General features: G+C 69.1%; 17 protein-coding genes. 7 read left to right on the top strand and 10 right to left on the bottom strand.

Annotated features, from left to right (window positions below; all coding sequences use genetic code 11):
• Positions 1 to 2,104 (bottom strand): methyl-accepting chemotaxis protein (locus IAE41_RS12960; RefSeq protein ID WP_200733398.1); only part of this gene is annotated, 2,104 nt, incomplete at its 3' end.
• Between the two features lie 203 nt (positions 2,105 to 2,307).
• On the opposite strand from IAE41_RS12960, the gene IAE41_RS12955 reads away from it, so the two are divergent.
• Entirely contained in the window at positions 2,308 to 3,144 is an 837-nt protein-coding gene (locus IAE41_RS12955) for an arylamine N-acetyltransferase (protein ID WP_200733397.1), read from the top strand.
• 139 nt (positions 3,145 to 3,283) lie between these two features.
• Here the strand turns inward: IAE41_RS12955 and IAE41_RS12950 are convergent, their stop codons facing one another.
• The 3 genes from IAE41_RS12950 to IAE41_RS12940 are packed head-to-tail and all read right to left on the bottom strand — an operon-like array spanning position 3,284 to position 5,408.
• Positions 3,284 to 3,655 carry a VOC family protein gene (locus IAE41_RS12950; protein ID WP_200733396.1) on the bottom strand — a complete coding sequence of 124 codons (372 nt, stop codon included), beginning with the start codon at positions 3,653 to 3,655 and terminating at the stop codon, positions 3,284 to 3,286.
• Between the two features lie 17 nt (positions 3,656 to 3,672).
• Positions 3,673 to 4,311, bottom strand: coding sequence for a response regulator transcription factor (locus IAE41_RS12945; RefSeq protein ID WP_200733395.1), 639 nt, complete (start codon positions 4,309 to 4,311; stop codon positions 3,673 to 3,675).
• A complete protein-coding gene (locus IAE41_RS12940; protein ID WP_200733394.1) occupies positions 4,308 to 5,408 on the bottom strand; it encodes a histidine kinase in 1,101 nt (366 codons plus the stop codon). The genes IAE41_RS12945 and IAE41_RS12940 overlap by 4 nt, the downstream gene beginning before the upstream one ends.
• A gap of 149 nt (positions 5,409 to 5,557) precedes the next feature.
• Between IAE41_RS12940 and IAE41_RS12935 the strand changes: the two genes are divergently transcribed.
• The 3 genes from IAE41_RS12935 to IAE41_RS12925 all read left to right on the top strand — a co-directional run bounded on the left by IAE41_RS12935 (position 5,558) and on the right by IAE41_RS12925 (position 8,316).
• Complete coding sequence (locus IAE41_RS12935; RefSeq protein ID WP_200733393.1) at positions 5,558 to 5,980, top strand: DUF2141 domain-containing protein; 423 nt, start codon at positions 5,558 to 5,560, stop codon at positions 5,978 to 5,980.
• Positions 5,981 to 6,005: 25 nt separating this feature from the next.
• Entirely contained in the window at positions 6,006 to 7,529 is a 1,524-nt protein-coding gene (locus IAE41_RS12930; RefSeq protein ID WP_200733392.1) for a carotenoid oxygenase family protein, read from the top strand.
• Positions 7,530 to 7,599: 70 nt separating this feature from the next.
• A complete protein-coding gene (locus IAE41_RS12925) occupies positions 7,600 to 8,316 on the top strand; it encodes a transporter substrate-binding domain-containing protein (protein ID WP_200733391.1) in 717 nt (238 codons plus the stop codon).
• A 107-nt stretch (positions 8,317 to 8,423) separates the two neighbouring features.
• On the opposite strand, the gene IAE41_RS12920 is transcribed toward IAE41_RS12925, so the two are convergent.
• A complete protein-coding gene (locus tag IAE41_RS12920; protein ID WP_200733390.1) occupies positions 8,424 to 9,362 on the bottom strand; it encodes an AEC family transporter in 939 nt (312 codons plus the stop codon).
• A 93-nt stretch (positions 9,363 to 9,455) separates the two neighbouring features.
• On the opposite strand from IAE41_RS12920, the gene IAE41_RS12915 reads away from it, so the two are divergent.
• Entirely contained in the window at positions 9,456 to 10,331 is an 876-nt protein-coding gene (locus IAE41_RS12915) for a LysR substrate-binding domain-containing protein (RefSeq protein WP_200733389.1), read from the top strand.
• 101 nt (positions 10,332 to 10,432) lie between these two features.
• On the opposite strand, the gene IAE41_RS12910 is transcribed toward IAE41_RS12915, so the two are convergent.
• Positions 10,433 to 11,992, bottom strand: a complete 1,560-nt coding sequence (locus IAE41_RS12910; protein ID WP_200733388.1) for an alkaline phosphatase — start codon at positions 11,990 to 11,992, stop codon at positions 10,433 to 10,435.
• A 117-nt stretch (positions 11,993 to 12,109) separates the two neighbouring features.
• Between IAE41_RS12910 and IAE41_RS12905 the strand changes: the two genes are divergently transcribed.
• Positions 12,110 to 12,907 (top strand): serine hydrolase, encoded by a 798-nt coding sequence (locus IAE41_RS12905; RefSeq protein WP_200733401.1) that lies wholly within the window; start codon positions 12,110 to 12,112, stop codon positions 12,905 to 12,907.
• Here IAE41_RS12905 and IAE41_RS12900 read toward each other — a convergent pair.
• Both IAE41_RS12900 and IAE41_RS12895 read right to left on the bottom strand, forming a co-directional pair.
• On the bottom strand, positions 12,891 to 13,487 hold the full coding sequence (locus IAE41_RS12900) for a TetR/AcrR family transcriptional regulator (protein WP_234458498.1): 597 nt from the start codon (positions 13,485 to 13,487) through the stop codon (positions 12,891 to 12,893). The two genes, IAE41_RS12905 and IAE41_RS12900, sit on opposite strands and share 17 nt — an antisense overlap.
• Positions 13,488 to 13,501: 14 nt before the next feature.
• A complete protein-coding gene (locus IAE41_RS12895; protein ID WP_200733387.1) occupies positions 13,502 to 14,098 on the bottom strand; it encodes an NAD(P)H-dependent oxidoreductase in 597 nt (198 codons plus the stop codon).
• 242 nt (positions 14,099 to 14,340) lie between these two features.
• Here IAE41_RS12895 and IAE41_RS12890 point away from each other — a divergent pair, with 242 nt between their 5' ends.
• On the top strand, positions 14,341 to 16,392 hold the full coding sequence (locus IAE41_RS12890) for a TonB-dependent receptor (protein WP_200733386.1): 2,052 nt from the start codon (positions 14,341 to 14,343) through the stop codon (positions 16,390 to 16,392).
• 67 nt (positions 16,393 to 16,459) lie between these two features.
• On the opposite strand, the gene IAE41_RS12885 is transcribed toward IAE41_RS12890, so the two are convergent.
• Both IAE41_RS12885 and IAE41_RS12880 read right to left on the bottom strand, forming a co-directional pair.
• Positions 16,460 to 16,726: a hypothetical protein gene (locus IAE41_RS12885; protein WP_200733385.1), complete on the bottom strand. Its 267-nt coding sequence runs from the start codon at positions 16,724 to 16,726 to the stop codon at positions 16,460 to 16,462.
• A 4-nt stretch (positions 16,727 to 16,730) separates the two neighbouring features.
• Positions 16,731 to 17,558: an isocitrate lyase/phosphoenolpyruvate mutase family protein gene (locus IAE41_RS12880; protein WP_200733384.1), complete on the bottom strand. Its 828-nt coding sequence runs from the start codon at positions 17,556 to 17,558 to the stop codon at positions 16,731 to 16,733.
• Positions 17,559 to 17,647 lie beyond the last annotated feature (89 nt).

Genomic DNA, 17,647 nt, shown 5'->3' with positions numbered 1-17,647 from the left:
CGGCGGCGTTCAGCGCCAGGATGTTGGTCTGGAACGCGATGCCGTCGATCAGTTGGGTGATGTCACCGATGCGGCGCGACGCTTCGCTGATGCCGTGCATGGTGGCCACCACCTGGCCCACGGCCTGGCCGCCTCGTGCGGCCACCGCCGCCGCGCCCTGCACCAGCGCATCGGCACGGCCGGCGGCGTCGGCGTTGCGGCCGACGGTGTCGGTCAGCTCGTGCATCGACGCAGCCGTTTCTTCCAGGTTGACCGCCTGCTGCTCGGTGCGCTGCGAGAGATCATGGTGGCCGGCGACGATCTCGCCCACGCCCACGTCCAGCCGCGAGGTGGCCTGCTGGATGCGGGTGACGATGCGGCCGAGCTGGCCGACGGTGGCATTGGCATCGTCGCGCATGCGCGCGAACACGCCCTGCAGGTCGCCTTCCATGCGCACGCTCAGGTCACCCCGGGCCAGTGCCGCCAGCAGCGCCTGCAGGTCGCCCAGGTTGGTTTCGAACGTGGCCAGCAGGTGGTTGATGCTGGTGGACAGCGTGCGCACGAAGCCCTGCTTGCCCTCCAGGGCGATGCGGCCGTGCAGCTCGCCGTGTGCGGCGGCGTCGACCAGCGCGGCCACTTCGGTTTCCAGCAGGGTTTCCAGCGCGCGGCTGCGCCATTCCACCGCCACGCCGAGGAAGTGATCCTCGTCGATGATGGCGTTGGCGATGAGCTGGTAGCGCACGCCGAGATGATTGATCTCGCGCTCCTCGCGACGGCGTACGCCCGCCAGGCTGGTCATCGCCGGGTGCAGGCGCACGGCATCGCTGCCAATCAGCGCGTCGGCCTGCATGCCCAGCTGTTGCAGCAGCGCGGGATTGGCGTAGGCCACCTGCCCTTCGGCATCGATCACCATCAGCCCGGTCTGTGCGCTGTCCAGTGCCTGGCGCACGCGGGTGTTGCCACGGGCCACCGCGCGTTCCTCCTCGATGCGCGCGCGCAGGCGCTGCTGCATGTCGATCAGGCGCTGCGCCAGCTGGCCGATCTCATCGTTGGCGTTGTGCACGCGCAGGGTGGTGTCCAGGCGATCGTCGGCGATGTCACTGGCAAAGCGCAGGGTGTCCTGGATCGGGCGGCGCACGGCGCGCAGCACCAGCACCAGGCTGGTGATCAGCACGCCGGCCACCAGGGCCAGCGTCGCGGCGAACAGCACGCTCAGGGTGCGTGCACCGGCCTGCTGGCGTGCCTGCGCCTGGGCCAGCGCCTGCACCTGTGCCTTCTGGAACGCGGCCAGTGCCGGCGCCACGCTGGCCGCAGCATCGAGCAGCGATTGTGCTTCCACATCCAGGCCGACGCGGGCGGCGGTGTAGCCCAGCAGCGCCGCCTGGTAGGCATCCATGTCGGTACGCAGGCTTTCCTGCGCCTCGGCCGGCAACCCGGCCAGGGCCAGGTCGAAGGGCAGCTTCTCCTCGCTGGCCCGGTCGGCGTGGGTGGAGTCGCCATCGAGCAACAGCAGGGCCTCCTGCCGGCGCATCTTCTGCACGTGCAGCTCCAGTGCCGGACGCTGCAGCGCGGCCACGTTCGCCTGCAGTGCATCGGCGGCCTGCTGCAGCTGCGCGGCCAGGCCGGCATCGCCGCGGCCCATTTCATCCACGCGCTCGAACAGGGCGGCGATGCCCTGCGAGAAGCCGTCGACCGCCTCGGCCAGGGACTGCAGCGCCTTGCGCCGGGCCGCATCCATCGGCATCGCGCGCAGCGCCTGCAGGTCATCCTTCAGTTCCTGCTGGGTGGCCAGCAGCTGGCTGCGGTCGGCATCATCGAAACTGCGCGCATACTGGGTCTGCAGGCGCCGCGCTTCGGCCACGCGGGTGGCCAGCACCGCGGCCAGATCGCTGCCATGCTGGTAGCTGGCCTGGGTGCGGGCGGCCTGCCCGCTGGCGTGGCCGGTCCAGGCGTAGGCGCCGGCAATGGCGACCAGGCCCAGGCCGCAGACCCACAGGGTGGCCTTCAGTTTGTCGGCCACGCTGAGCCGGTGCGGCTGCAGCCAGCGCAGCAGGGCAGGAAACGCCGAGCGCAGCCCAACCAGGCGGGTGCGCAGGGACCGAAGGCGAACAACCGCGGTCGACATGACAGACTCCAGGCGAAAGGACGCACCTGTATCGGCCTGGATCAGAAAGACTTTAGGACTGTTTTCCGCATCGGGCCGCCGAGCCGGCGGTCGCGGTCTTTGTACCGGCCGCAGGCGACGGGGCGATGACATCGGCGCCCGCCCTTGACCTCAACCCCGGTTGCGGTTGCACAGTAGGCGCCCCTGCCCCGCCTGGTGCCGTCATGACCGCGCTCGACATCCCCCGATACCTGCAGCGCCTGCAGTTGCAGGCCGCGCCGCCGGCCACCCTGGCCGGGCTGACCCTGCTGCAGCAGCGCCACAACGCCCATGTGCCGTTCGAGACCCTGACCTGCCTGCTGCGCGACCCCGTGCCGATCGATCTGGACAGCGTGCAGTGCAAGCTGCTGGAGGCGCAGCGCGGGGGCTACTGCTTCGAGCTCAATGGCGCCTTCCTCGCGCTGCTGCAGGCGCTGGGCTTCGACGCCCATGCCTTGAGTGCGCGCGTGCTGCTGTCGGCCAGCGAAGGTGAACTGACGCCGCGCACGCACCTGTTGATCCGGGTGCGCCTGGACGGCGAGGACTGGCTGGTGGATGCCGGCTTCGGCAGCCTGACCCCGACCGTACCGCTGCGCCTGCACGCTCATGAGGCGCAGGACACGCCGCATGAGCGCTACCGGCTGCAGCGGCTGGATGATGGCGATTTCCTGCTGGCGGCCAGCAGCGGCGAGGACTGGCGACCGCTGTACCGCTTCGACCTGGCGTCGCCCGCGGCGGCCGACAACGAGGTGGGCAACTGGTATGTGTGCACACACCCGCAGTCGAGTTTCCCCGGGGAACTGCGTGCATCGCTGACCTGGCCGGAGGGCCGCCGCACGGTTGGCAGCGGCCACTACACCGAGTACCGCCCGGGAAAGGCGCCGGAGAAGCGCGCACTGCGCGACGTGGCCGACGTGCGGCAGGTGCTGCAGGAAGGGTTTGGCATAAGGCTGCCGGAGGATGCGCGGCTGGACCCGGCCATTGCCGGGTGGCTGCAGCGGTGGCAGGCGACGGTCTTGTAGAGCGTGTTGTCCGCTTAACCGGCGCTTGTGTAGAGCCGAGCCCATGCTCGGCTGCCTCTGCCAGAAGCAGCCGAGCATGGGCTCGGCTCTACAGAAGATCAAAAGCAGCCGAGCATGGGCTCGGCTCTACAGAGGGCTGTCAGGTCGCTACCGGGGCCTGCATGGCGATGCGGTTGCCTTCGCTGTCGGCGATCTCCGCCACGCGCCAGCCGCCGGCCTCGGCAGGGCCGAAACGCAGCGTGGCACCGGCCTGCTGCGCGCGGGCCAGGCTGGCGTCCAGATCATCGACACCGATGTAGATGCGCGCGCCCTGCTCGGACGGGCGATAGTCCGCGCCCTGCACCAGGGCCATGCTGGCGCCGCCGGCGTCATCATCGAACGGCAGGTAGGCCATCGTGCAGTCGTGCACATGTACCGGGGCGTCGATCACCACCTGCAGCCACTGCTGGTAGAACGCGATGGCGCGGGCCAGGTCGGCCACCGCAATCTCGACATGCATGACAGGGTTCATCGCTGCACCACTCCGCTTCAGATGATGCGCAGGGTAATCGCCTTCAGCACCGCGCGGGTACGGTCGCGGGTGCCGAGCTTGTCGAGGATGGTGGACACGTAGTTCTTCACCGTGCCTTCGGCCAGGAACAGGCTGCGCGCGATCTCCTTGTTGCTGTAGCCGCCGGCCAGCAGGCGCAGGATGGCCACTTCGCGTTCGCCGAAGGTATCGCTGGGCGGTGCTTCGTCGTGGAAACGGTAGCGCGAGCGCACCGGTTCGGTGCTGACCGGCAGCAGCAGGGTTTCGCCGGCGGCCACCCGCTCGATCGCCTCGCGCAGGTCGGCCGGCGCCGCATCCTTCAACAGGAACCCCTGTGCACCCGCTTCGCTGGCGCGCAGCAGCAGGTCGCTTTCATCGAAGGTGGTCAGCAGCAGGCAAGGCGTGGCATCGCCGCGGGCGCGCAGCTGGCGCAGCGCCCCGATTCCATCCAGGCCGGGCATGCGGATATCGCTGAGCACCACGTCCACCGGCTGGGTGGCCAGTGCATCCAGCAGCGCCTGGCCATCCTCGGCTTCCAGCACCACCTGTACGCCCAGCCCCTGCAGCAGTGCACGCAACCCGGCACGGACCAGGGCCTGGTCATCGGCCAGGGCGACGCGGATCGGTACACCGCTCATGCCGGCAACCGTGCGATCAGGTGCATGCCGCCCTGCTCGGTGCGGGCCAGCTCGAGCTGGCCGTGCACGTCGGCCAGCCGCTCGCGCATGCCGGAAATGCCATTGCCTTCGCGGATGCGCTCGGCGCGCTGGCCGTCATCGCGGATATCGATACGCAACCGGGATTCCTCTTCCGTCATTGTCAGCCACACGTTATCGGCTTCGCCATGCCGTGCGGCATTGGTCAGGGCTTCCTGCACCAGGCGCAGCACGGTCTCGGCCGTGCGCGGGTCGGTCACCCGCACGCCATCGGCAATCTGCAGCTGCAGGCGCGGGCGCGGAAACGGCGCGGCCAGTGCATGCAGGGCGGTATCCAGGTCCAGGCCACGGTCATCGCGCATGGACTGCACGACCTGGCGGATGTCGGACAGCAGTTCGCCGGACAGCTGTTCGGCGGTCTGCAGGCCCTCGCGCCCGGCCAGTACCGGATCGGCGGCCAGCGCCCGCAGGTTGAGGCGCATGGCCGTGAGCTTGTGCCCGGCCACGTCGTGCAGCTCGCGCGCCAGGCGCAGCCGCTCGGCATCGCGGGCGCTGTCGGCCAGCAGGGCACGGGTGGCCAGCAGATCGGCGTTGACCCGCGCCAGCTCGTCGCGGGCCAGCGCCGTGCTGCGCGCGTAGTGCGCGGTCAGCGCGGCGAAGGCCTGGAACCCGCCGTACAGCAGCACCACCAGCAGCGGCTGGGTGAAACCGCTGTGGCGCAGCACGGCGTACTCGGCCAGGTTGGCCAGCAGCGCAACCACCAGCACGAAGCGCGGTGGCCAATGCTCGGCCAGCTGTGCGACCAGCACCACCAGCAGCACCGGTGCAGTACCGGTGCGTGGCTGCAGGGCGATGAGGGCGACGGCCAGCAGCGCCTGCAGCACGGCGGCCACCGCGCGCACACGGTTGGGCAACCGCGCCCAGCCGTGCGCCACGAACAAGAGCAGGAACACACCAAGCAGGAGCAGGCTCACCCCGGCATCGCTGCGTTGCACGCCGAACGACAGGCCGACCACCAGCACGGTGACCGCGCCGGCGAGGCTGAGGGGACGCAGCAGATGGCGGAGCAGGCTGGGCATGGCCGCATGCTGACCGGCGCGGGCACCCGACGGCAATGGGTCCGGCGCAGAAAGTGACTTCTGGCACGTTGGATCGATGACCACTGGCCCTGAACCCCGGCCAGCCCCCGGCGCAGACTGGCCCCACACCTCCAGACGGAACCGCCGCCATGATCCGCACCGCCCTGACCTGCTCCCTGCTTGCTGGCCTGCTGCTGACCGGCGGCACCCATGCCGCCGAGCTGACCGTGAACGTGCACGATGTCCGCGCCCAGACCGGTACCCTGCGCGCCGCGCTGGTGTCCTCCGACGAGGCCTGGAACGGCAAGGCCGCACCGGTGCAGGCACAGCAGGCACACCCGCAGGGCGACAGCCTGCACTTCACCTTCAAGGATCTGCCGGCCGGCAACTACGCCGTGCTGCTGACCCACGACGAGAATGACAACGGCAAGCTCGACACCAACCTGGTGGGCATGCCGATCGAAGGCTACGGCTTCAGCAACAATCCGCAGGTGATGCGCAAGCCGACCTTCGAGGAAGCCCGCTTCACGCTGCCCGCCGCCGGCACCGCCATCGACATCACCCTGCGCTGATTCCCCACCTGCACCGAGGCCCGCCATGGATCGTCGCCGCTTCCTCCGCACCCTGATCAGCAGCACCGCTGGCCTGGCCCTGGGCGCCACCGCCCTGCGCAGCGCCCCGGCCTTCGCCAACGACCCGGCGCAGTTTGCCCAGGGCCTGCAGGAGCATCCATGGCTGCTGGGCTGGCGCGGGGTGAGCAGCGAGACGCTGGGCCCGGCCACGGTGCAGCTGCAGGGGCGGCTGCCCGCCGGCCTGGCCGGCACCCTGTACCGCAACGGCCCGGCCTGGAGCGAGCGCGGCACCCTGCGCTACGACCACTGGTTCGACGGCGACGGCATGGTCCACGGCTGGCATTTCAACGGCGACGGCAGCCTGACCCACCGCGCGCGCATGGTGGCCACGCCCAAGTTCACCCGTGAACAGAAGGCCGGGCGCTTCCTCTACCCCGCCGCCGGCACCAGCGTCCCCAACGCGCAGGCGGTGCGCAACAACGACGATGCCAACGTGGCCAACACCTCGGTGATGGCGCTCAATGGCCGTGTGTTCGCCCTGTGCGAATCCGGTTCGGCGTTCGAGGTCCACCCCGATTCTCTGGAAACCATCGGCCCGGTGACCTGGCGGCCCGACCTGGCGGCCCTGCCGTTCTCGGCGCACCCGCTGGTGGACCGCGACGGCAGCGTCTGGAACTTCGGTTCGATCAGCCTGATGGGGGGCGCCGGCCTGCTGGTCTGGCACATCGGCAAGGACGGCCAGCTGCGCAGCGCCGATGTGATCGCCACGCCGGGCCGCGGCTACCTGCATGCCTTCACCATGACCGACACGCACCTGGTGTTCGTGCTGGCGCCCTTCGACTTCAAGGAGAGCGGCGGCAGCTTCTTCGAACGCATGCAGTTCGCACCGCAGCGCGCGGCCAACATCGCGGTGGTCGCCAAGGATGCCCCGGACAAGGCGCAATGGTTTGAAGCACCGTTCGCGGCGATCTACCACTTCGGTGACGCGCACCGGAGCAAGGACGGCATCGTGGTGCGAGCCGTGCGCCGCGACAACATGGACGAAGCGCGTTCGCCGATGAAGGAAGCGATGGCCGGCGACGGCGCGCATGCCACCAACGGCCACAGCACCCTGGTGGAACTGCACCTGGACCTGCGCCGCGGCCAGGCACGCTGGCAGGACACGGACATCAGCACGGTGGAGTTCCCGCTGTTCGACCCGCGCACGCCCGACAGCCGCGCCGCCCGCCTGTATGCACCGACGGTCGATGGCGCCAGCAACACGCCGTACTTCAATGCAGTCGCGGCGTTCGACGTGGAGCGCGGGCGCCGCCAGGTGTGGCGCTACGGCAGCGACATCATGGCCGAGGAGCATGTGTTCGTGCCCCGCCCCGGCAGCCGCAATCCCGATGATGGCTGGCTGCTCGGAACGTTGCTGGACCCGGTGAACAAGCGCAGTGGCCTTGCCGTGCTCGATGCGCGCCACGTGCAGGACGGTCCGCTGGCGCAGGCGTGGCTGCCCTATGCGGTGCCGCTGGGCTTCCACGGCACGTTTGCCGCACAGGCGTAAGCGCACGCGCACGCGGTCCGCACGCCGCCGCTGGCATGCTGAAGCTCCCCGCGTCCTGCTGGAGCACCACATGCCCTTGTCCGACCACCGCCACGCGCTGGCACCGCACGGCCACCTGCGGGTGGCGATCAACCTGGGCAACCCGGTGCTGGCCCAGGGCGATGCCCGATCGCCGCGCGGGCCATCGCTGGAACTGGCCACGGCGCTGGCGCAGCGGCTGGGCGTGCAGGCCCGCTTCACCTGCCACGAGGCAGCAGCTTCGGTCGTGGCCGCAGCCGCTGACGACGCCTGGGACCTGGCCTTCCTGGCGGTGGACCCGGCGCGTGCCGACCGCATTGCCTTCAGTGCGCCCTACGTGGAAATCGAAGGCACCTACCTGCTGCGCGAGGCCAGCCCGGCACGCACGGTGGCCGACCTCGACCGCGAAGGCGTGCGTATCGCGGTGGGCCGCGGTGCGGCCTATGACCTGTACCTGAGCCGCGAACTGCGGCACGCGCAGATCGAACGCGCCGCCACCTCGGCAGCGGCGATCGAGCTGTTCGACCAGCAGCAGCTGGATGCGGCGGCGGGCGTCCGCCAACCCTTGCAGGCCTGGGCGCAGGCGCATCCCGGCCATCGGGTGCTGGCTGATCGTTTCACCGCGATCCAGCAGGCGGTGGCCGCCCCGGCTTCGCGGCCGGCAGACGCGCTGCAGGCGTTGTTCGCCGAAGTGGAGGCGATCAAGCAGGGGCCGCTGCTGGGCGAAGCGTTCGCGCGTGCCGGGCAGGCGGTGACGCTGGTGCGGTGAGGGCGCTTGCGTTCTGTAGAGTCGAGCTTGCTCGACTGAAGCGGCAGAAGCAGTCGAGCAAGCTCGACTCTACAAAGAGCGAGAAGCAGCCGAGCATGGGCTCGGCTCTACAGTCGCAGCAGCTCCAGATATCCCGTCACCGTCAGCAGGGACAACAGGGTCGTTCCCAGCACCGTGGCCGCCGTGGTCGATGCTTCGCGGCGGTGGAACTCGGCCAGCATGAAGGGGCCCGTGCCGGTGGGCAGCACGGCCATCAGCACGGCGGCGTGCGCCAGCGCGGTCGGCAGCGCGAATACCTGCGTGGCCAGCAGCCACACCAGCAGGGGGTGCACCAGCAGCTTCAACCCGCCCAGCACCACGGCACTGCGCCCAGCACCCGGCACGGGCGAGCGCCGCTCTCCGAGGAACAGGCCCAGCGCGATCAGCGCGCACGGCGCCGCCGCACCGCCCAGCAGCTTCAGGAACGTTTCCGCCGGTGCGGGCACCGACAGGCCCAGCGCCATCGGCAGCACGCCGGCCAGCGGCGCCAGCAGCAGCGGATTGCGCAGCAGCGAGCGAGCCACCTTGCCCAGCAGATGATGCAGGCGCTGCTCGCGCTGCAGGCCGGTCTCGATCAGCACGATGGCGGCGGCAAACAACACGCACACCGTCAGCAGGGTCGCCACCAGGGTCGGCGCCAGCGCCGACTGCCCGAGCGCGGCCACCGCCAGCGGAAAGCCGACGAAACCGGTGTTGGCATAGGCGGCGTTGAGCCCGTCGATGCTGGCATCGGCCAGCGCGTGGCCGCGACGTCGGCGCCACCACACCGTGGCGGCAAACAGCAGCGCCGTGCCACCGCCGAAGCTGGCGATGAAGCCCGGGTGCCACAGCTGTTGCCAGTGCGCGTTGGCGACCACGTCGAACAGCAGCGCCGGCAGCGCCAGCTGCACCACGAACCGATTCAGTTCGCTGGTCGAGTGCGGGCCCAGCGCGCCACTACGGCGGGCCAGCCAGCCGGCAAAGATCAGCGCGAACACGGGAAGGACGATGGCCAGGACGGACAGCATGGGCAGCGCGGAGGGAGGGAATGCCGCGCAGGCTACGCGCCATCATCAATACCTTCCAATGCTTTTAACGGGCGTCAGCGATACCATTCGCGCATGATCGACATCCGCCCGCTGCGTTACTTCCTGGCCGTCGCTGAAACCCTGCACTTCGGTCGCGCCGCCGAACGCCTCAATGTCACCCAGCCGCCGCTGAGCCGGCAGATCGCCGCGCTGGAGGAATCACTGGGCGTGGCGCTGCTGGAGCGCGACTCGCGCCACGTGCGCCTGACAGCCGCCGGCCAGCGTTTCCAGGAAGACGCCCGCGGGGTGATGAATGCCCTGCAGCAGGCCTGCCACGCTGCCCGCCAGGTCGGTGCGGGCGAGCTGGGTGAGCTGCAGGTGGGCTTCATGATGCATGCCGCGCACAGCTCGGTACCGCCGCTGGCCCGTCGCTTCATTGCCGCGCATCCACAGGTGCAGCTGCGGTTGCGTGAGGCGCTGCCGATGGCCCTGCTGGACGGCGTCCGCTCGGGTGCGTTGGATGCGGGTATCGGCTTTGCGCCGGCGTCGCTGCGCGGGCTGGAACTGCTGCCGCTGCAGGAAGAGCCGCTGTGCGTGGTGGTGCCGGCCGACCATCGCCTGGCCCGCCGCCGCAGCGTCGATATCACCGCCCTGGCAGGCGAGGCACTGATCACCGCGCCGGCCGACGTGGTGCCGACCCTGCGCGAAGCCATCGAAGCCAGCTTCCATGCCGCCGGCCTGCAGGCCGATGTGCGGCTGGAGGTGCAGCTTCAGCAGAGCATCGTCAGCCTGGTGGGCGAAGGGCTGGGCATCGCGCTGGTGCCGGCCTCGCTGCAGCGCATGGGCATGCCCGGCGTGTCCTTCGTTCGCCTGAAGGACGCGCCGCGCGTGCAGCAGGTGGTGTTCTGGAAGGCGGACAACCGCAACCCGGTGCTGGCGCGCTTCCTGGCCTGCGTGGTTGATCGGTAGAGTCGAGCTTGCTCGACTGCTCCTGGCGCTTCAGTCGAGCAAGCTCGACTCTACAAAGAGCGAAGAGCAGCCGAGCATGGGCTCGGCTCTACCGTAAGCGGTCAGCGCTGCAGGGCGTCCTGCACGGCCTTGGCCACGTCGGTGTTGTCGATGTAGCTGCCGTCGTTCCAGCGCACGTGCTGGCGATAGCCGGCGTCGACGCCGCGCACGCGCTGGCCCAGCAGCTCGGCGCCGTTGCCCTTGGCCCACAGCGGCACCAGGCCGTTGGAGTGGTTGCCGGTGGGGCGGAAACTCATGCCCGGCATCTGCCCGCGGCCGTTGTTGCGCACCGGCTCGAAGGCTACCTTCTGCGCGTCCGGGCCCATCGGCATGCTGTTGTCGTGGTCGGTGGTGACGATCAGCAGGTTGCGTTCCCAGCCGCCGTTCTGCTCGATCCACGCGACCACCGCCGACACCGCATCATTGAACTCGGCGGTTTCCTCGATCAGGCGGCCGTACTGCGGCTGGTCGGTGCAGGCACCGTAATGCCACTCGGTACCGCAGGCGCTGGTGTGCGCGGCCCAGTCGGTGGCACCGCCTTCAACCATCAGGAACAGGCCCTTGGGCGAGCGCTGCTGCAGGAAGCGCAGCGCACCCCGGGTCATGGTGGCCAGGTCCGGCACGCTGTCGATCTTCTTCACCCCTGACGGGGTTGCGGCATCGCGACCGACCACCGGCAGCTGGCGCGCCTGCTGCAGGGTGTTGGCCACGCGCGGTACGCCGATCAGCGGGCGGTCAGCCGGCAGGCGGCCATCGGCCAGCGCGGCGAAGTCGTCCTTGCTGCGGATCAGGCGCCAGGCACCGGCCGGGTTGCCGGCAATCGGCGTGTCCGCTTCCAGCTGCTGCCAATCCTGCTGCGACACCCATTCCCACGGGTTCTGGCAGCCTTCGGCGGCAACCTTGTCCATGCCGTCCACGCAGGGCCTTCCGTCGACGCTGTAGCCGGGGCCACCGGTACCCATCACCAGATCCATGTGGCCCTGGGCCAGCATCTGGTGGGCGATCTGGTGGTAGCTGTTGCGCGATTCGGCCTGCGCAGCGAACGCCGCCGGGGTGGCATGCGGGAACGGCACCGAGGTGACCACGCCGGTGGCCATGCCCAGTTCCTTGGCACGCAGGGTATTGAACTCCACCGGCTGGCCATCGTTGTTGTAGTTGATGGCGTTGTTGTAGGTCTTCACCCCGGATGACAGCGCGGTGCCGGCGGCGGCGCTGTCGGTGGCCACAGCCGCCAGGTACTGGTAGGCGACAAAGGGCAGATCCGGTGCCGGCACTTCGGTGGTGTCCCACGCCTGGGCGGGGTCATAGCCGATGCGCTGCGAATCGTCGCGGGTGGGCTGGCCGCTGGCGTTGAGCGGGAAGGTGGTGACCGCCAGGCGCTGCGGGAAGTCCGCATACGGCGCACCTTCGCGGCTGCCATACTGCCAGTACGCGGCTGCGTCCCAGGTGCCCCAGCCCGCGCCGTCGTTGATCATCACGATGACGTTGTGCGGGCGCGCTTCGGCGGTTGTCGCGGTGGCCGCCTGCGCATCGGGACGCGCATTGGGCTGGCAGGCAGTGAGCGCGACAAGCGCAGCCAGGATCGACGGGCACAGCCAGCGTCGCGCGAGGGGTCGGGTCATGGAGTTTCCTGCAGTACGAACGGCGGCGACACCGCCAACAGCGGCTCGTTATATCATTGCAATGTTGCAGATTCGTGCGGCGTTGCAGCCGGCACGCTGCGTACGATTGCGTTGATGATGTCACTGACCGATTCGCCGGTACCGGCACTTTCTTCGATCACCCTGGATGCGGCCACGCTGCGCATCCTGCAGCAGCACGATGCCAGGCAGCCACGCGCGCCGGCCTCGCTGACCAAGCTGATGACCGCGCACGTGGCCTATGAAGCCATCGCGCACGATGGCCACGCGTGGTCGGATACAACGACCGTCGATGCGCGCGACGTGCACGCGGTCGCTGCCGACGAGACGCGGATGGGCCTGGTGCCGGGCGAGAGCATCTCCCTGGGCCGCCTGCTGGAAGGGCTGATGATCGTGTCCGGCAACGATGCCGCGCTGGCGCTGGCCCGCCATCTGGCAGGTTCGGAGGCTGCGTACGTGCAGCGCATGAACACTGCGGCCGCGCGGATGGGCCTGCGCGATACGCACTTCGTCTCGGTCTCGGGCATCACCACGCCCGGCCATGTGTCGACCGCGCATGACATGGCGATGCTCGCTGCGCGGCTGCTGGCCGATCATCCGCAGGTGCTCGCCATCACCGCGCAGCGCCACTTCAGCCACGGCACGTTCTGCAAGGACAACCAGAACACGCTGCTGGGCAGCGACGGCATCGATGGCCTGAAGACCGGCTATACCCGCGCGGCAGGCTTCTGCCTGGCGGCGACCGCGTGCCGCGACAGCGAAGAGGCAACGCACCGGCTGATCAACATCACCCTCGGCGCGCCCACGCGGGAAACGCGCAACGCGTGGGTCCAGCAATGCCTGCAGGAAGGTTTCGCGCAGCTGCAGCGCGACGCGGCGGTCAGCGCGCGCGGTTGACGGTGTCGACGATCAGCCGCTGCAGCTCCGCTTCCGCATCCGGCTGCTGCAGCGCGCCCGCGGCCACCGCTTCGGACAGCGATTCGGCGGCTCCCAGGATCGCCCAGCGCCCGGCGACGGGTACATCGCCGTCATTCGCGAACGCGCCCAGCCACTGCGCGCACTGGTCGACGAACGCCTGCTGGTAGCGGTGGCGCACGTCGCGCAGCTCAGGTGACCCGGCCAATGCGGCAAGGATCGCCTGGATGTCGCTGCCCTGCGACAGCACGCAATCGATGTAGCCCGATGCGATGGCCTGCGCGCGTGCATCCAGGCGCGCCGGCGCCGCGCCGATGCGCGCATCGAACACGGCGGTCTGGCGCTGGTCGTAGTCGGCATACAGCGCGGCCAGCAGCCCGTTGCGCGTGGTGAAGTGATCGTAGGCCACGGGCTTGGTCACGCCTGCGGCCTCGGCCAGGCGGCCCAGGCTGAGTGCATCGGTGCCCTCGCCGCCCACCAGTGTCCAGGCCACGTCCAGCAGCTGGCGGCCACGCTGTTCGCGTGACATCCGGCGACGGGTGGGCGTGGCGGTGGGGGACATGCAGCGGCTCCATGTCAGCGGGCGGGTGTGCCTATGGTAAGGCCGATGTCCGCAGCGGTCTGCAGATGCGCCTGCGCCTGGCCACTGTCAGCATCGAGCAGCAGCGTGGACGAACGCACGGTGGCACCGCAGTAATCGAAGATGCCCATGTCGATCTGCGTCTTCATCGCCGCACCATAGCCGCGCCGTTCGATCATCTCCGCGCCCGCGCCACCGATGCCGACCAGGTGCACCTGCAGGCGCTGCAGCTTCTTTTCCACCTTGCCGTCGGCACCGTCGGCGTAAGCCCAGCCCTGGGTGAACACACGATCGATCCAGCCCTTCAGCAACGCCGGAAACGACCACCAGTACAGCGGATAGACCAGCACCAGCGCGTCGGCGGCATCCACGCGCGCGTGCTCGGCGGCCACGTCGGCCGGCACCGCTGCGGCCTGCTTGAACAGGCCGATGTCAGCGGTGTTGAAACGGGGATCGAAGCCTTCGGCGGCGAGATCGGCCACGGTGACGGTGTTGCGCGCGTCGGCGCCGGTGATGGCCTGGCCGATGCGGGCGGCGACGGCATGGGTGAGGGAGGCGGGATCGGGATGGGCGACGACGATCAGGCTGTGCATGGGAGACGCTCGTGAAGTAGTTAGTTACCAATGGTAACTAAGAGGCATGTTTCCACCAGTACCTCGCGCAGGACGCTGATTTCAGCTGGATCGGCGCGGCCCCGCGCCGCCCATGCAAGCGTTCATGTGTCACCAAACGTCAAATGCGAATGATTCGTGATACGATTGTTAAAGAATTCTGAAACCCCCACACACGGACGTCCCAGCCATCGCCAGTGGACCCTCAACAGGAGTACTGCGCGATGTCGCACGCCGTTCTGAAACCCCGTCGTTCCGTTGCCGCCCTGGCTGCCGCCATCGGCCTTGCACTGGCCAGCACCGCCCACGCCGATGCCTCCGCTGATGCCGCTTTGGCCAAGCAGATGGATACCGTGGTGGTCACCGCCACCGGCGCCCAGCAGTGGATCAAGGATGCGCCTGCCAGCATCAGCGTCATCAGCCGCGAAGAGATCGAGCGCAAGCCGGTCACCAGCATCGGCCAACTGCTGAGCACCGTGCCCGGCGTGACCGGCGGCTATGCGCTGTCCGGCGCGCAGTCGAAGATCCGCCTGCGCGGCCTGCCCGAGCAGTACACGCTGATCCTCATCGACGGCCGCCGCCAGGGCAATTCCTCCGGCGTGAACTACCGCGACGACCTTGGCCCGCAGGATCTGAACTGGCTGTCGCCGGACATGATCGAGCGCATCGAAGTGGTGCGCGGCCCGATGTCCTCGCTGTACGGTTCGGATGCGATGGGCGGCGTGATCAACATCATCACCCGCAAGATCGCCGACCACTGGGGCGGCTCGGTCACCTTCAACCACAGCATGCCCGACGCGTCCACGCGCGGTGACACCACGCAGATGGGCGCGCTGTTCAGCGGCCCGCTCACCGACAACCTCGGCGTGCGCATCGGTGCCAACGTCACCGACCGCAAATCCGACCGCCTGGAAGACCAGACCCCCGGCAGCAAGGCGGAAAATGCCAACCTGCAGTTCCTCTGGCGCCTCAACGACGACCACGCGCTGACCATCGAAGGCTCGCGCGGCGTGCAGCGCAACACCGGTGCCGGCGATGTGTACGCCTGGGGCCTGTCCAAGCTGGTGCAGACCGGTTACGTGCTCGGCCACGATGGCCGTTACGGCGACACCACCACCTCCAAGACCACCCTGGTGCAGAACGACTACAAGGACAAGGGCAGCGCGGTGGGCAACCACTCGAAGGAAACGGTGTTCGATACCGCCTTCACCACCGGCTTCCACTGGGGCTTCGAACACAGCCTCAACGTGGGTGGCCAGTGGAAGCGCGAGCAGCTGGAAAACAGCGACACCATCGGCACCGTGCCGGTGACCTGGACCGGCAGCAGCCGCATCAGCCCGACCAGCGAAGCCGATTCGTGGGCACTGTTCGCCGAGGACCACATCACCCTGCACGAGCGCTTCGTGCTGACCCTGGGCGTGCGCTGGGACAACACCGACAACTACGACGACAACGTCAGCCCGCGCATCTACGGCGTGTGGCACCCGGGTGATGCGTGGACCGTGCGCGGTGGCGTGTCCAAGGGCTTCCGCGCGCCCAACCTGAAGCAGGGCACCGCCGGTGCCGCCACCCAGTCCGGTGGCCGTGGCTGCGGCAGCCTGACCCCGGAAGGCTGGAACAGCCGCCTGGTCAGCGCCGACGGCACCACCGGCTGCTACATGGCCGGCAACCCGAACCTGGAACCGGAAACCAGCACCAACTACGAGCTGGGCGTGGGCTTCGACCAGAACGGCTGGTCGGCGTCGGCCACCTACTTCCTGACCAACTTCGACGACAAGATCGAACAGGTGCCGCTGCGCGACATCCCCGGCCAGACCACCAGCTTCGTCAACGGCTTCTGGTGGACGGTGGCGCAGAACATCCAGAAGGCCCGCACGCGCGGCGTGGAAGCCAGCGTGACCGTGCCGCTGCACGAACGCCTGAGCTGGACCACCAATGCCACGCGCATGCTGGAATCGAAGAACCGCACCACCGGTGCCAGCCTGCTGGTGGTGCCGAAGATCACTGCCAACACCTCGTTGAACTGGGACGTGACTGATGCGTGGTCGTTGAACCTGAGCGCACAGCACATCGGCAAGCAGCTGGTGTCCTCCACCAGCGCGACGTTCGCCAAGGCCTACACGACGGTGGATCTGGTGACCGGCTATGACGTGAACGAAAACCTGACCCTGCGCGCGGGCGTGCAGAACCTGGGTGATGTGTCCACGATCGAGGAAGGCAACAACTACGACGGCGGCGCGCGTACGTTCTTCGTCGGCCTGACCGCGCGGTTCTGAGGAAGTAACGGGGTCGGATCCCTTCGTGCAACGAAGGGCTCCGACCCCATCCACGCATGGCGTGGATCTACACCAGATCCTGCAGTGGCACGACCAGGGTTTCCCGCAGGTGCTCGTGGTTCCACGTGCTGGCGCCCCGCGCGTGACCCTCCAGCCGCAGCGCCGTGTGTCCGGCATCCTGCCAGCGCACGAGGATCTCCAGCTCCAGCGGTCCCTCGTCGCGCTCCAGCACGCGTACAAGCGCCGGACCGTCGACGCGGGCCAGCAGCCCCGGCGCCTGGCGCAGCGCCTCCATCTCCCTCACCAGCGCCGCGTAGGCGGTGACGTTGTCCATGGCCTCAGCGGAACAGGTCGTTCAGTGCCGCGCCCGCAGCGGCCTGCTGCAGGCCATCGAAACGGCCGTCGCGCAGGATCGGATCGGTGGCCTGCATCAGCCCGCCCCATGCCGCGCGCGCGAGGGCCCCGCCCAGGCTGACCCGGCGCACGCCCAGCGCGGCGATGTCCTGCAAGGTGAGCGGCGTGGGCCCACCGACCAGCAGGTTCACCGGCTTCGGTCCCGCCGCCGCAACGACAGCCGTGATCTGCTCGCGCGTGGTGATGCCCGGTGCGTACAACACGTCGGCACCGGCCGCGGCATAGGCACGCAGCCGCTGCAGGGTGTCTTCAAGATCAGGCACGCCCACGAAGAAGTTTTCCGCGCGCCCCACCAGCAGGACATCGGCACCTGCCCGATCGATGGCGGCACGGGCGGCGGCCAGGCGCTGCACCGCCTCCTCCAGCGGCCGCAGCGGCGCTTCGGCCACGCCGCTGGCATCTTCAATCGACAGCGCGGCAACGCCGGTGCCCAGTGCAGCGGTGACCGCTTCGCCGACCGCGTCCGGCGTCGCACCGAAGCCATCGCCGAAATCCGCGTTCAGCGGCAGCGAGGTCGCGCTGGCCATCAAGCGAAGGTGTTCCAGCGTGGCCTGCAACGAAACAGCGCCATCCGGCCGGCCTTCGCTCCACGCGCAACCCGCACTGGTGGTGGCCAGCGCCTGGAAGCCCTGCCGCTGCAGATAGCGCGCACTGCCCACGTCCCACGGGTTGGGCAGCACGAAGCAGCCCTGCGCATGCAGCTGCCGGAAGGCGGCGCGTCGGCGGGCGGTATCGGCGTCGGGAGCAGTCATGGCGGACATCCAGGGCGGCGGTCCGGCCACCCTAGCCCGGCGGCCACCACGACTCAACGTGGCGGCCGCTGCCCGGCATCACCTGATAC

It is taken from the genome of Stenotrophomonas sp. S39 (assembly GCF_016624665.1).
GTDB lineage: Bacteria > Pseudomonadota > Gammaproteobacteria > Xanthomonadales > Xanthomonadaceae > Stenotrophomonas.
This window is presented reverse-complemented; position numbering and strand designations above follow the sequence as displayed.

What these genes read in the sequence shown, in the direction of transcription:
- IAE41_RS12900 (WP_234458498.1), bottom strand. Translation starts at nt 13,487, where the DNA reads ATGTCCCCCACCGCCACGCCCACCCGTCGCCGGATGTCACGCGAACAG.
- IAE41_RS12895 (WP_200733387.1), bottom strand. Translation starts at nt 14,098, where the DNA reads ATGCACAGCCTGATCGTCGTCGCCCATCCCGATCCCGCCTCCCTCACC.
- IAE41_RS12940 (WP_200733394.1), bottom strand. Translation starts at nt 5,408, where the DNA reads ATGCCCAGCCTGCTCCGCCATCTGCTGCGTCCCCTCAGCCTCGCCGGC.
- IAE41_RS12925 (WP_200733391.1), top strand. Translation starts at nt 7,600, where the DNA reads ATGCCCTTGTCCGACCACCGCCACGCGCTGGCACCGCACGGCCACCTG.
- IAE41_RS12910 (WP_200733388.1), bottom strand. Translation starts at nt 11,992, where the DNA reads ATGACCCGACCCCTCGCGCGACGCTGGCTGTGCCCGTCGATCCTGGCT.
- IAE41_RS12885 (WP_200733385.1), bottom strand. Translation starts at nt 16,726, where the DNA reads ATGGACAACGTCACCGCCTACGCGGCGCTGGTGAGGGAGATGGAGGCG.
- IAE41_RS12930 (WP_200733392.1), top strand. Translation starts at nt 6,006, where the DNA reads ATGGATCGTCGCCGCTTCCTCCGCACCCTGATCAGCAGCACCGCTGGC.
- IAE41_RS12905 (WP_200733401.1), top strand. Translation starts at nt 12,110, where the DNA reads ATGTCACTGACCGATTCGCCGGTACCGGCACTTTCTTCGATCACCCTG.
- IAE41_RS12955 (WP_200733397.1), top strand. Translation starts at nt 2,308, where the DNA reads ATGACCGCGCTCGACATCCCCCGATACCTGCAGCGCCTGCAGTTGCAG.
- IAE41_RS12935 (WP_200733393.1), top strand. Translation starts at nt 5,558, where the DNA reads ATGATCCGCACCGCCCTGACCTGCTCCCTGCTTGCTGGCCTGCTGCTG.
- IAE41_RS12950 (WP_200733396.1), bottom strand. Translation starts at nt 3,655, where the DNA reads ATGAACCCTGTCATGCATGTCGAGATTGCGGTGGCCGACCTGGCCCGC.
- IAE41_RS12880 (WP_200733384.1), bottom strand. Translation starts at nt 17,558, where the DNA reads ATGACTGCTCCCGACGCCGATACCGCCCGCCGACGCGCCGCCTTCCGG.
- IAE41_RS12915 (WP_200733389.1), top strand. Translation starts at nt 9,456, where the DNA reads ATGATCGACATCCGCCCGCTGCGTTACTTCCTGGCCGTCGCTGAAACC.
- IAE41_RS12945 (WP_200733395.1), bottom strand. Translation starts at nt 4,311, where the DNA reads ATGAGCGGTGTACCGATCCGCGTCGCCCTGGCCGATGACCAGGCCCTG.
- IAE41_RS12890 (WP_200733386.1), top strand. Translation starts at nt 14,341, where the DNA reads ATGTCGCACGCCGTTCTGAAACCCCGTCGTTCCGTTGCCGCCCTGGCT.
- IAE41_RS12920 (WP_200733390.1), bottom strand. Translation starts at nt 9,362, where the DNA reads ATGCTGTCCGTCCTGGCCATCGTCCTTCCCGTGTTCGCGCTGATCTTT.